This window comes from Streptomyces sp. NPDC001822, from assembly GCF_042892135.1.
GTDB lineage: Bacteria > Actinomycetota > Actinomycetes > Streptomycetales > Streptomycetaceae > Streptomyces.
In genome coordinates, this window is the sequence record NZ_JBIATW010000007.1 from 328,894 (window position 1) to 341,308 (window position 12,415).

9 protein-coding genes are annotated in these 12,415 nt (G+C 71.7%); 3 read left to right on the forward strand and 6 right to left on the reverse strand.

Going from position 1 to position 12,415, the window contains the following annotated elements; all coding sequences use genetic code 11:
- Positions 1 to 51: 51 nt before the first annotated feature.
- Both ACFYY2_RS19255 and pta read right to left on the reverse strand, forming a co-directional pair.
- A complete protein-coding gene (locus ACFYY2_RS19255) occupies positions 52 to 1,305 on the reverse strand; it encodes an acetate kinase (protein WP_388744164.1) in 1,254 nt (417 codons plus the stop codon).
- Positions 1,302 to 3,380: a phosphate acetyltransferase gene (gene pta / locus ACFYY2_RS19260; RefSeq protein ID WP_388744167.1), complete on the reverse strand. Its 2,079-nt coding sequence runs from the start codon at positions 3,378 to 3,380 to the stop codon at positions 1,302 to 1,304. Before pta ends, ACFYY2_RS19255 begins: the two co-directional genes overlap by 4 nt.
- Positions 3,381 to 3,620: 240 nt before the next feature.
- On the opposite strand from pta, the gene ACFYY2_RS19265 reads away from it, so the two are divergent.
- A complete protein-coding gene (locus ACFYY2_RS19265; RefSeq protein WP_388744170.1) occupies positions 3,621 to 4,646 on the forward strand; it encodes an ATP-dependent 6-phosphofructokinase in 1,026 nt (341 codons plus the stop codon).
- Positions 4,647 to 4,736: 90 nt separating this feature from the next.
- Here ACFYY2_RS19265 and ACFYY2_RS19270 read toward each other — a convergent pair whose 3' ends face one another.
- From ACFYY2_RS19270 to ACFYY2_RS19280, 3 genes are all read right to left on the reverse strand, one after another.
- The gene (locus tag ACFYY2_RS19270) at positions 4,737 to 5,360 is read right to left on the reverse strand and encodes a helix-turn-helix domain-containing protein (RefSeq protein WP_388744344.1); all 624 of its coding nucleotides are present in this window, start codon (positions 5,358 to 5,360) and stop codon (positions 4,737 to 4,739) included.
- Positions 5,361 to 5,524: 164 nt separating this feature from the next.
- Positions 5,525 to 6,199 (reverse strand): response regulator, encoded by a 675-nt coding sequence (locus tag ACFYY2_RS19275; RefSeq protein WP_388744173.1) that lies wholly within the window; start codon positions 6,197 to 6,199, stop codon positions 5,525 to 5,527.
- Positions 6,196 to 7,854 (reverse strand): ATP-binding protein, encoded by a 1,659-nt coding sequence (locus tag ACFYY2_RS19280; RefSeq protein WP_388744176.1) that lies wholly within the window; start codon positions 7,852 to 7,854, stop codon positions 6,196 to 6,198. The genes ACFYY2_RS19275 and ACFYY2_RS19280 overlap by 4 nt, the downstream gene beginning before the upstream one ends.
- 154 nt (positions 7,855 to 8,008) lie before the next feature.
- Here ACFYY2_RS19280 and ACFYY2_RS19285 point away from each other — a divergent pair, with 154 nt between their 5' ends.
- Positions 8,009 to 9,376 (forward strand): cation:dicarboxylate symporter family transporter, encoded by a 1,368-nt coding sequence (locus ACFYY2_RS19285; RefSeq protein ID WP_388744179.1) that lies wholly within the window; start codon positions 8,009 to 8,011, stop codon positions 9,374 to 9,376.
- Between the two features lie 211 nt (positions 9,377 to 9,587).
- Entirely contained in the window at positions 9,588 to 10,823 is a 1,236-nt protein-coding gene (locus ACFYY2_RS19290) for a hypothetical protein (protein WP_388744182.1), read from the forward strand.
- Between the two features lie 7 nt (positions 10,824 to 10,830).
- On the opposite strand, the gene ACFYY2_RS19295 is transcribed toward ACFYY2_RS19290, so the two are convergent.
- Entirely contained in the window at positions 10,831 to 12,303 is a 1,473-nt protein-coding gene (locus tag ACFYY2_RS19295) for a glycoside hydrolase family 16 protein (RefSeq protein ID WP_388744185.1), read from the reverse strand.
- Between the last annotated feature and the right edge of the window lie 112 nt (positions 12,304 to 12,415).

Consider the following 12,415-nt stretch of genomic DNA (forward strand, 5'->3'; position numbering starts at 1 on the left):
TCAGTGCGGAATATTCCGGCTGGTGGAAGATACAAAGGGGCGGAGGTCCGCTCAGTTGTGGACCAGGGCGAAGGTCTGGCCGGCGATCTCCAGCTCCTCGTCCGTAGGCACGACCGCGACCGCGACCCGGGCGTCGTCGGGCGAGATCAGCCGGGGTTCGCCGGACCGCACGGCATTGCGGTCCGGGTCCACGGCCAGGCCGAAGAACTCCAGCCCCGCCAGCGCAGCCTCGCGCACCGGAGCCGAGTTCTCCCCGACCCCCGCCGTGAACACCACCGCGTCCACCCGGCCGAGCACCGCCGCGTAGGCGCCGACGTACTTCTTCAGACGGTGGACGTAGACGTCGAACGCGAGGGCGGCCCGCTCGTCGCCCTCGTCCACCCGGCGCCGGATCTCCCGCATGTCGTTGTCGCCGCAGAGACCGACCAGGCCGCTCCTCTTGTTCAGCAGGACGTCGATCTCGTCCGTCGACATCCCCGCCACCCGCTGCAGGTGGAAGGTGACGGCCGGATCGATGTCTCCCGAACGCGTACCCATGACCAGCCCCTCCAAGGGGGTCAGTCCCATCGACGTGTCCACGCACCGGCCGCCCGCCACCGCGGACGCGGAGGCGCCGTTGCCGAGATGGAGCACGATCACGTTCACCTCGTCCACGGGGCGGCCCAGCAGCTCCGCCGTCCTGCGCGACACGTAGGCGTGCGACGTGCCGTGGAACCCGTAGCGGCGGATGCGGTGCGCGTCGGCGGTCTCGACGTCGATCGCGTAGCGCGCCGCGTACTCCGGCATCGTCGTGTGGAACGCCGTGTCGAAGACCGCGACCTGCGGCAGGTCCGGCCGCAGTGCCCGGGCGGTGCGGATCCCCGTGATGTTGGCCGGGTTGTGCAGCGGGGCCACCGGGACCAGGCGCTCGATCTCCTCCAGCACCTCGTCGGTGATCACCGCCGGCTCGCTGAACCTCAGCCCGCCGTGCACCACCCGGTGGCCGATCGCGGCCAGCTCGGGGGAGTCGAGCCCCAGCCCGTCGGCGGCCAGCTCCTCGGCCGCGGCCTTCAGGGCCTGCTCGTGGTCGGCGATGCGCCCGGCGCGCTCCCGGGGCTCCCCGCCGCCGGTCAGGGGGGTGTGCACCACACGGGACTCCGGCTCGCCGATGCGCTCGACGAGGCCGGTGGCCAGCCGTGAGCGGTCACGCATGTCCAGCAGCTGGTACTTCAGCGACGAGGAACCGGAATTGAGCACGAGCACGCGCGGGGCGTCAGTCATGGAGCGGGAACCTCCGCTGGTCGGGTCGGTGGCCGTCGTGGTCATGCGCCGTCCTGGGCCTGTGCCTGGATCGCTGTGATGGCCACCGTGTTGACGATGTCCTGCACCAGCGCCCCGCGCGAGAGGTCGTTGACCGGCTTGCGCAGCCCCTGCAGGACCGGGCCGACCGCGACCGCGCCCGCCGAGCGCTGGACCGCCTTGTAGGTGTTGTTGCCGGTGTTGAGGTCCGGGAAGACCAGCACGGTCGCCCGGCCCGCCACCTCCGACGCCGGCAGCTTGGTCGCGGCGACGGACGGCTCGACCGCGGCGTCGTACTGGATCGGGCCCTCGGTCCTCAGGTCCGGCCGCGAGGCGCGTACCCGCTCCGTGGCCTCACGCACCTTGTCGACGTCGGCGCCCGAGCCGGAGGTGCCGGTCGAGTAGGACAGCATCGCGATCCTGGGCTCCACCCCGAAGCGGGCCGCGGTCGCGGCGGACTGGACCGCGATGTCCGCGAGCTGCTCCGCGTCCGGGTCCGGGTTGACCGCGCAGTCGCCGTAGACCAGCACCTTGTCGGCGAGGCACATGAAGAAGACGGAGGAGACGATCGATGCGTCCGGCTTGGTCTTGATGATCTCGAACGCCGGCCGGATCGTCGCCGCCGTGGAGTGCACCGACCCGGACACCATCCCGTCGGCCAGGCCCTCCTCGACCATCAGGGTGCCGAAGTAGTTGACGTCGGAGACGACGTCGTACGCCAGCTCCACCGTGACCCCGCGGTGTGCGCGCAGCGAGGCGTACCGCTCGGCGAAGCCCTGGCGCAGCTCGGAGGTCTGCGGGTCGATCACCTGGGTGCCGGCGAGGTCCACGCCCAGGTCGGCGGCCTTCCTGCGCACGGTCTCCACGTCGCCGAGCAGCGTCAGATCGCAGACGTCGCGGCGCAGCAGCACGTCGGCGGCGCGCAGGATGCGCTCCTCGGTGCCCTCGGGCAGCACGACGCGCCGCCGGCCGGCGCGGGCCTGCTCCAGCAGTTCGTGCTCGAACATCATCGGGGTGACCCGGCCACTGCGGGCCACCGAGATCCGGTCCAGCAGGGCCGCGGTGTCCACGTGGCGCTCGAAGAGGCCGAGCGCGGTCTCGGCCTTGCGGGGCGTTGCCGCGTTCAACTTTCCTTCCAGGGCGAAGAGTTCACCGGCCGTGGGGAAGGAGCCGCCCGACACCGCGACGACCGGGGTGCCCGGTGCGAGGCGGGCCGCGAGCCGGAGGATCTCCTCGCCGGGGCGCTCGTCCAGGGTCAGCAGCACACCCGCGATGGGCGGGGTGCCCGCGCTGTGCGCGGCGAGCGACCCGACGACCAGGTCGGCGCGGTCGCCCGGGGTCACCACCATGCAGCCCGGGGTCAGTGCCTTCAGGAGGTTGGGGAGCATGGCCCCGCCGAAGACGAAGTCCAGCGCGTCCCTGGCCAGCCCCGCGTCGTCACCGAGCAGGACCGTGCCGCCCAGGGCGCCGGTGATCTGGGCGACGGTGGGCGCGGACAGCGCCGGGTCGTCGGGCAGGACCGAGCAGGGGACCGGCAGCTGGGTCCGCAGACGTTCGGCGATGTCGTCCCGGTCCTCGGACGCCACCCTGTTCACGATCATGGCGAGGACGTCGCAGCCGAGGCCGGTGTACGCGCGGTAGGCGTTGCGCGTCTCGGCCCGCACGGACTCGGCGTCCTGGTCCTGGCCGCCGACGACCGCGATCACCGAGGCGCCGAACTCGTTGGCCAGGCGGGCGTTCAGAGCCAGCTCGTCCGGCAGCTGGGTGGCGGCGAAGTCGCTGCCGAGCACGAGCACGACCTCGTAGTCACGTGCCACCCGGTGGAAGCGGTCCACAAGCAGGGAGACCAGTTCGTCGGTCCCCTGCTCCGCCTGTATGGCGGAGGCCGCGTGGTAGTCCAGCCCGAACACGGTGTCGGGGCTCTGCGAGAGCCGGTAGCGGGCCCGCAGCAGCTCGAACAGCCGGTCGGGTCCGTCGTGGAGCAGTGGCCGGAAGACGCCCACCCGGTCCACCTGACGCGTCAGGAGCTCCATGACTCCCAGATCGACGACCTGGCGGCCGTCCCCCCGGTCGATCCCGGTCACGTACACGCTGCGCGTCACGCGTGCTCTCCCGTCCTGTTTGGCTGGCATTGCCCCTTTGACGATACCCACCGGAACAGGCGGGACGCCCGCCGGCGGACACCCGCTCCGAGCCCTCCCGGGCAGCGGACGGACCCGCACCGGCGAAGCCGGAAGCACGTGGCCGGGGCCCGGCGTGGGACAATCGTCGTGGCTCACGGTACGGGGGTTTTCGAGAGGTCCCCGGAATGCATGCCACTAGCGAGCAGGAGACAGAGCACGATGCGCATCGGAATTCTCACCGCAGGCGGCGACTGCCCCGGCCTCAACGCCGTGATCCGGTCGGTCGTACACCGCGCCGTGGTGGGGCACGGCGATGAGGTCATCGGCTTCGAGGACGGTTTCAAGGGGCTGCTCGACGGCCACTTCCGGCCCCTCGACCTGAACGCGGTCAGCGGCATCCTGGCGCGGGGCGGCACCATCCTCGGCTCGGCGAGGCTGGAGCGCGACCGGCTGCGCGAGGCGGCGGAGAACTGCGCCGAGCTCTCGCTCCGTTACGGCATCGACGCCCTGATCCCCATCGGCGGCGAGGGCACCCTGACCGCCGCGCGCATGCTGTCCGAGGCGGGCATGCCCGTCGTCGGTGTCCCGAAGACCATCGACAACGACATCTCGGCCACCGACCGGACCTTCGGCTTCGACACCGCCGTGGGCGTCGCGACCGATGCCATAGACCGTCTCAAGACCACCGCCGAGTCGCACCAGCGCGTCATGGTGGTCGAGGTCATGGGCCGCCACGCGGGCTGGATCGCGCTGGAGTCCGGGATGGCCGGCGGCGCCCACGGTATCTGCCTGCCTGAGCGGCCCTTCCAGGTCGACGACCTGGTCAAGATGGTCGAGGAGCGCTTCTCCCGGGGCAAGAAGTTCGCCGTCATCTGCGTCGCCGAGGGCGCGCACCCCGCGGAGGGCTCCATGCCGTACGCCAAGGGAGAGATCGACCAGTTCGGTCACGAGCGCTTCCAGGGCATCGGCAACCGGCTCGCCGTCGAACTGGAGCTGCGCCTGGGCAAGGAGGCCCGGCCGGTCATCCTCGGGCACGTGCAGCGCGGTGGCACGCCGACCGCGTACGACCGGGTGCTGGCGACCCGCTTCGGCTGGAACGCGGTGGAGGCCGTGCACCGCGGGGACTTCGGCCGGATGACCGCGCTGCGCGGGACCGACATCGTGATGGCGCCCCTGGCGGACGCCGTTGCCCGGCTGAAGACGGTCCCGAGCGACCGGATGTACGAGGCCGAGTCGGTCTTCTGATCCTCCCGCCGGGCATCGTGTCCGGCACTCCCACGCCCCCGGTCTCCCTCGGGAGGGCCGGGGGCGCCGTCGTGCCCCCCGCGGCCCGGATCAGATGCCCGCGGTCCGCCAGAACTCCTCGACGACCCGGTCGATGAACTCCCGTCCCGCGTCGCCCGCGGTGCCCGCCCGGTCCCGGTTCGTGGTGTTCCAGCTGAGCGTCGAGACCATCAACGCCTGGTAGTCGGCGTGGAGTTGCTCCAGCACGTCCTGCACCAGGATCCGGTCCAGCGGGACGAGCTTGTCCACCGGCCGGACGTAGGCCTGCCAGCGGGTCGTCACCGCCCTGGTCAGCAGGTCGGCGAGCTCCTCGTTGCGGCCGGTCGCGGTCAGGAACTGCGCGGCCGACATGTCCAGCGCCTCGCACAGGGCGACCGCCTGGCGCTCGTTGCCCCTCCAGCGCCCCGACTCCTCGATCCGCGTGTACGCGCCCCCGGTCATCCCGAGGGAGCGGGCCAGGTCCTCCACGGAGAGGTCGCGCGCGATCCGGTGCTCGCGCAGCGTGCTCGCGGCGGCCAGCAGATCACCCGGGGCGCACCACAGCACCCCGGCCAGTGCCATCAGTTCGCGTTCGCCGGGCAGGGCCGTACCCCGCTCCCAGGCCATCACGGTCTCCGCTGTTATCTGCAGTCCGTACTGGGCTCCGAGGCCGTACGCAACATGTCCTGGAGCCATTCCCAGTGCCTCGCGGAGACGGCGGGCGGCGGGGGCGTTGAAGGGCGGGGTGGGGTGCACGGCCCCACCGTATGAGGCCGGGATCGGCCTGGCTACAGGCTGTTCCGACCAGTTCACCCTTCGTATGATCCTCCTAGCGGATCGGTCGCGGGCTGCCGGGGCCGTCAGCGGGTTTCGGCCACCCAGTGGTAGTGCAGTTCGGGACGTCCCACCTGGCCGTAACTCGGGCGCCGCTCCGCACGTCCGGCGGTCACCAGGTGCTCCAGATAGCGGCGGGCGGTGATCCGGGAGATGCCCAGCTCCTCCCCGGTGGCCGCAGCCGTCGCCCCCTCCGGGGACTCGCGCAGGGCCCTGGTCACGGCCCGCAGGGTCGGTCCGCTCAGGCCCTTGGGCAGCGTCGCGGGGTCCGCGACCCGCAGCGCTCCCAGGGCCCGGTCCACCTCCTCCTGACCGCTCGCCTCGCCGGCCGCCGCCCGGAACTCGGCGTACCGCACGAGCCGGTCCCTGAGGGTGGGATAGGTGAAGGGCTTCAGCACGTACTGCACGACGCCGAGCGACACCCCCTCCCGCACCACCGCCAGATCGCGCGCCGACGTCACCGCGATGACGTCCGCGCCGTGCCCCGCCGCGCGCAGCGAGCGCAGCAGCTGCAGGCCGTGACCGTCCGGCAGGTAGAGGTCCAGCAGGAGCAGATCCACCTCCGTGCGGTCCAGCGCCCGTACGGCCTGGGCCCGGGAGTGGGCGACGGCCGCCACCTCGAAGCCCGGTACCCGCCCCACGTACAGCTGATGGGCGTCCGCCGCCACCGGGTCGTCCTCCACGACCAGCACCCGGATCATGCCGTGACCACCTCCGCGCCGGTGGCGCGGCCGGAGAGCGGCAGCCGCACCGTGAACTCCGCGCCGCCGTCCGGTGCCCTGCCCAGGGTGACCGTCCCGCCGTTGCGGTGGACCGCCTGCCGCACGAGCGCGAGGCCCAGCCCCCGCCCCGTGCCGTGCGTCGTCCAGCCGCGCCGGAACACCTCGTCCGCGTCGTCCGGGCCGATCCCGGCGCCGGTGTCCGCGACCCGCAGCAGCAGTTCGCCCGCCTCGGTGAGCGCGGTCACGGTGACCAGGGCCCGCGCCGGCCCGGTGCGCTGCGCCGGCACGGGGCCGCCCCCGGCCGTCGCCGTCTCCGACGCGGCGTCCACCGCGTTGTCGATCAGGTTGCCGAGGATCGTCACAAGGTCCCGCGGTGCCAGCGAACGCGGCAGCGCCCCGTCGTCGATCAGGCTGTCCTCGGCGAGGGCCAGCTCCACGCCGCGTTCGTGGGCCTGTGCGGCCTTGCCGAGCAGCAGCGCGGCCAGCACCGGCTCGGCGACCGCCCCCACCACCCGGTCGGTGAGGACCTGTGCGAGCTCCAGCTCGGCCGTCGCGAACTCCACGGCCTCGTCGACCCGGCCCAGTTCGATCAGCGACACCACGGTGTGCAGCCGGTTCGCCGCCTCGTGCGCCTGTGAGCGCAGCGCCTGGGTGAAGCCGCGCTCGGAGTCGAGCTCGCCCGACAGCGCCTGCAGCTCCGTGTGGTCCCGCAGGGTCACCACCGTGCCGCGCCGCTCGCCGCCGACCACCGGGCTCGTGTTGACCACGATCACCCGGTCCGCCGTCAGGTGGACCTCGTCCACCCGGGGCTCGGACGCCAGGAGTGCCCCCGTCAGCGGCGCGGGCAGCGCGAGTTCGTCGACCCTGCGCCCCACCGCGCCCGGCGCCAGTCCCAGCAGCTCCCGGCCCGCGTCGTTGATCAGGGCGACCCTGCGCCGGCCGTCCAGCATCAGCAGCCCCTCGCGCACGGCGTGCAGGGTGGCCTCGTGATACGTGTGCATCCGGCTCAGCTCCCGGGCGTTCATCCCGTGCGTGTGCCGCCGCAGCCTCGCGTTGATCACGTACGTCCCGAGCCCGCCGAGCGCGAGTGCGGCGCCCGCCGCGGTCCCGAGGGCGCCCAACTGCTCCCGTACCTGGGTCGACACCCGCTCGACCGTGATGCCCGCGCTCACGAGCCCGACGATCCCGCCGCCGTCGCGGATCGGCGTGACGACCCGTATCGAGGGCCCGAGCGTGCCGGTGTACGTCTCCTCGAACGTCTCGCCGGCGAGGGCGCGCTCGGTGTGCCCGATGAAGCGGCGGCCGATCTGGGAGGGATCCGGGTGGGTCCAGCGGACGCCGTCCGGATCCATGATCGTGACGAACGCGATCCCGGTGTCCGCGCGCACCCGCTCCGCGTAGGGCTGGAGCACCGCGGAGGGGTCCGGGGTGCGGATCGCCTCCCGCACGGACGGTGATCCGGCCATCGCGAGGGCCGCAGCGCGCACCTGGCGGGCCGCCGTCTCCTCGGCCTGCGCCCGGCCCGAGGCGTAGGCGAAGAAGGCGCACCCGGCGACGACCGCGGCCACGAGCAGGGCCTGCATCGCGAACAGCTGGCCGGCCAGGCTGCGGGGCAGGGTTCGGGGCAGGCGCATGCCCCACAGTCTGCCTGGCACCGGGCACCGGCCCAAGGTGGCCGATAAGCATCCGTGAACGATATGAACACAAGGGTGACGGGCGTCACAGGGGAGTGAATAGTCACCGGGGCCCCCAGGGACGGGGAGCCACCGCATACCCGAGGAGACCCCCGTGGCAGAGCAAGCCGCACGACGGGACCGTACGCACTATCTCTACCTGGCCGTGATCGCCGCCGTGGTGCTGGGCATCACCGTGGGCCTGGTGGCGCCGGACTTCGCCGTGGAGCTCAAGCCCATCGGCACCGGCTTCGTCGCCCTCATCAAGATGATGATCTCGCCGATCATCTTCTGCACGATCGTGCTGGGGGTCGGCTCCGTGCGGAAGGCCGCCAAGGTCGGCGCGGTCGGAGGGCTCGCCCTCGGATACTTCCTCGTGATGTCGACGGTCGCCCTGGCCATCGGCCTCGTCGTGGGCAACATCCTGGAACCCGGCTCCACCCTGCACCTCACCGACGCGGCACGGGCCGCGGGCGAGAAGCAGGCGTCCGGTGCCAGCGAGTCCACCGCGGACTTCCTGCTCGGCATCATCCCGACCACCATGGTCTCGGCCTTCACCGAAGGCGAGGTCCTGCAGACGCTGCTCATCGCCCTGCTCGCGGGCTTCGCGCTGCAGGCCATGGGGACGGCCGGCGAGCCGGTCCTGCGCGGCATCGGCCACATCCAGCGCCTGGTCTTCCGCATCCTCGCGATGATCATGTGGGCGGCGCCGGTCGGAGCGTTCGGTGCCATGGCCGCGGTCGTCGGCGAGACCGGCGTGGACGCCCTGAAGTCCCTCGCCATCATCATGGTCGGCTTCTACGTCACCTGCGCCGTGTTCGTGTTCGTGATCCTGGGCGCGATCCTGCGGGTGGTGGCCGGGATCAACATCCTGTCTCTGCTGAAGTACCTGGGGCGCGAGTTCCTGCTGATCCTGTCCACATCGTCGTCAGAGTCGGCGCTGCCGCGGCTCATCGCGAAGATGGAGCACATGGGCGTCAGCAAGCCCGTCGTCGGCATCACCGTGCCGACCGGCTACAGCTTCAACCTCGACGGCACCGCCATCTACCTCACGATGGCCTCGCTCTTCATCGCCAACGCCACGGGTGACCCGCTGAGCATCGGCGAGCAGATCTCGCTCCTCGTCTTCATGGTGATCGCCTCCAAGGGCGCCGCGGGGGTCACCGGCGCCGGCCTCGCCACCCTCGCGGGCGGCCTCCAGTCGCACCGCCCCGAACTGGTCGACGGGGTCGGTCTGATCGTCGGCATCGACCGCTTCATGAGCGAGGCCCGTGCCCTGACGAACTTCGCGGGCAACGCGGTGGCCACGGTGCTGGTGGGCACCTGGACCAAGGAGATCGACCGGGAGCGGGTGGACCAGGTCCTCTCCGGAGCGCTTCCCTTCGACGAGCAGACGATGACGGACGACGCCCACGGCGGCGAGCCGCACGTCCCGGACGCCAGGGACGGGGACGGCGAGAAGCCCTCGCTCGTCAAGGCCTAGGCGCCGGCGAGGAGGCCTGGGCGCGACGGTGCGGCCGGCACGGGAATCCCGTGCGGGCCGCACCGCCATGTCCTGTCACGTCCGGCCGTCCGGTCGCCGATGTGTCCGGTAATCGGAGAGCGTGATCATCCCGTGCTGGTGCCGGACGGCCGAAGGGGCCACGATCAGGGCTCCGGTCAGACGTAGAGGATGTCCTGACCAGGCACAAGGGGTGGGGACACTGAAGACCGCACGACACCGGAGAGCAGCAGCCGCGCTGCTGCTGCCGGTCATCATCGGCATGGCCGGATGCGCCGCCGAGGACAAGACCCCCGCAGGGGAGGCGGTCTACGGAAGGCCGCTCGCCGAGCAGTTCCAGGCGGCGACCGACGCCACCCGTGACGCGGGAACCGCCGCCTTCAGCTCGACGCTGACCTACGGAGCGGCGGGTGGCGACGCGGTGGACCGCACGCGGGGCAGCCTGGACTACACGCGCGGTACGTCCTTCGCGAAGCTCGGCCTCGACGCCGACCGGCACTTCCCGGCCGAACTCCGCGAGCAGCTCCATGCGTCGGATCCGAAGGCCGGGGAGGTCCTTGTGACATCCGGTGAGGACGTCTACCTCCGGCACGGAGCCTCTTCCTGGCTGAAGTTCACGCCCCGCGCCGTCAACGAACTCGGTGAGTCCACCGGCGTGATCGCGGCACACGCCGCGGGCGACGCGGCCCCGTACAGCGGCACCCTCGCGGATCTCGTGCCGCGCCTGATCCCGCGGGAGAAGCCGGAACGGCAGGCCGACGGCAGCCGCGTGTACCAACTGACCGCACTTCCCGAGGTCGCGTCCGAACTGCTCCCCCGCGACCTGCAGAGCCTCCAGAACGACTGGGGCCTCGACCCGGTCGACGTCACGGTGCGCCTCGACGCCGACGGGCGGCTGTCCTCGGCCACCGCCGACCTCGGGCCCGTGCTCGACCGGCTCCACGCGCGGGGGGAACTCCGCCCGGTGAAGCGGCTGCACGCCGCGTTCGCGCTCAGCGCCTTCGGTGAGCCGGTGAAGAGCAAGGGCCCGTCCGGCGGCGCGTCTGTCGAGGACGCTGCCGAGGTGCTGGCCCCCGTCGACACCCTCAAGCGCGGGCGGTGTGCCACCACGGGCGATACGGGGCTCGGCACGACGGCGGTCGTACGGCCCGTCGACTGCGCGAAGCCGCACGACCTCAGGGTGTTCGGACAGGTGAAGGTGGACCGGAGGCTCCCCGGCAATCAGGACATCGAGAACGGCGACCCGTTCGCCAGGGTGGCGTGCGAGCGGAAACTGGCCGCCGCGCCGGAGGACTGGCGGCGCGGCGGCGCGTACGCCGAGGGCTTCAGCTTTGTCGGGTCCTCCCAGGTGGGCAGCAGCTTCGGCGGTGAAGCCGGGGCGGAGACGACGGTGACAGGCACCTACACCTGTTACCTGCGGTCTGCCTGACGAGCCATCAGCCGTACGGGATGTGGACGACCGACTGGTTGCCGATCCCCACGGCGCTCGTGCCGTTGCCGATGGCGTTCCAGACCTCGACCTTCACCGTCCCGTTGGACAGGTTGCCGTGGCTTCCGGTCGAGGACTTGAGCCCCTTGGACTGGGTGTAGTGCTCGTATCCGCTGACGGGATCGGTGGCGAAGTAGTTGTACGTCTCCGTGCGGTCCCAGGTCCCGTCACCGGTGCGGTCGTAACTCACTCGCACCTGCTGCCCGTTGGCGACAGTGGTGCCCGAGTCGGCGAAGACGTCGAACTGGGTCGAGCCGCCGTCGTACGCCCGCGTGAGGCCGGTGGCCGTGAACGTCTGCGGGCTGTGCGGGGTGCCGTCGTAGTTGCCGCCACCCGCGGAGGCGACCGTCACGGACGAGGCGGAGGACTGGGCCGCGCCGAGGCCGCCGCCGGTGCGCAGGGCGAGGGTGGAGGAACCGGTCGGCGGGTCGGTGGGGGGATCGGTGGGCGGGTCGGTGGTCCCGCCGCCGCCCTTGGTCCAGACGCCGACGTAGTCGACCAGCATGGGCCGGCCCGGCACCGTCTCGGCGGTCGGGGTGGAGCCGCCGAGCGCGTTCGGGAAGGCGCCGCCGATCGCGAGGTTCAGCAGCAGGAAGTACCCGGCGTGGTCCGTCATGTTCGACCACGTCGCGGCGTCGAACTGGTTCTGCGTGAGGCTGTGGAAGAGCTGGTCGTCGACGTACCAGCGCAGTGCGTTGGGGCTGACGGCGCGGTCCCACTCGAAGCGGTAGGTGTGGAACGCCGACTGGCAGCTGGACCCCGGGCAGGCCCGGTTGTTGGCGAGGCCGGTCGTCTCGTTGCAGGGGCCGCCCGGGTTCACCCCGCAGTGCAGCACGCCCCAGACGGAGTTGATGCCGTTGACGTTCTCCATGATGTCGAACTCGCCGATGCCCGGCCAGTTCCAGTAGTTGCCCCGGTAGGGCGAACCGAGGGCCCAGAAGGCGGGCCAGTAACCAAGGGCGGCGTTGCCGGTGACGTTCGGCATCTGGACGCGGCCCTCGATGCGCAGGGTGCCGCCGGCCGGCGCCTTGAAGTCGGCCCGCTTGGTCTCGATGCGGCCCGAGGTCCAGTTGCCCGCGTTGTCGCGCAGCGGTGTGATGCGGAGGTTGCCGCTGCCGTCGAGGCTGACGTTGTCGGGGCTGGCGGTGTAGTTCTGGATCTCTCCAGTGCCCCAGTTTCCCGGACCGCCGGGATAGCCGTGGCCCGTGTCGATCTGCCAGTTCGCCGACGACGGCAGGCTGCGGTTCGCGCCGTTGAAGTCGTCGCTCCACTTCAGGTCCCAGCCGGGAGTGGAGGGCACGTCGCCGCGGGCGGACCCGGAACCGGCGACGGTGATCACTCCGGCGAGGGTGAGTGCCAGGGCGGTGAGGAGGGCGAGGAGGGATGTGCGTCTGTGGGGGACGGTGCGGCTCGTATGCAAGTGAACCTCCGGTGGGGACGTGCCGGGAAGGATTCTGAGAGCGCTCTCAGTGTTATTTAGATGCACCCGGGCCGGTCGTCAATGGTCCCGGCCGCTTTACTTCCCGAAGGCT

Bases quoted from the DNA above. Each gene is read 5' to 3' on its own strand.
- ACFYY2_RS19255 (WP_388744164.1), bottom strand. From the start codon at position 1,305: ATGACCACGACGGCCACCGACCCGACCAGCGGAGGTTCCCGCTCCATG.
- ACFYY2_RS19265 (WP_388744170.1), top strand. From the start codon at position 3,621: ATGCGCATCGGAATTCTCACCGCAGGCGGCGACTGCCCCGGCCTCAAC.
- ACFYY2_RS19275 (WP_388744173.1), bottom strand. From the start codon at position 6,199: ATGATCCGGGTGCTGGTCGTGGAGGACGACCCGGTGGCGGCGGACGCC.
- ACFYY2_RS19270 (WP_388744344.1), bottom strand. From the start codon at position 5,360: ATGGCTCCAGGACATGTTGCGTACGGCCTCGGAGCCCAGTACGGACTG.
- ACFYY2_RS19280 (WP_388744176.1), bottom strand. From the start codon at position 7,854: ATGCGCCTGCCCCGAACCCTGCCCCGCAGCCTGGCCGGCCAGCTGTTC.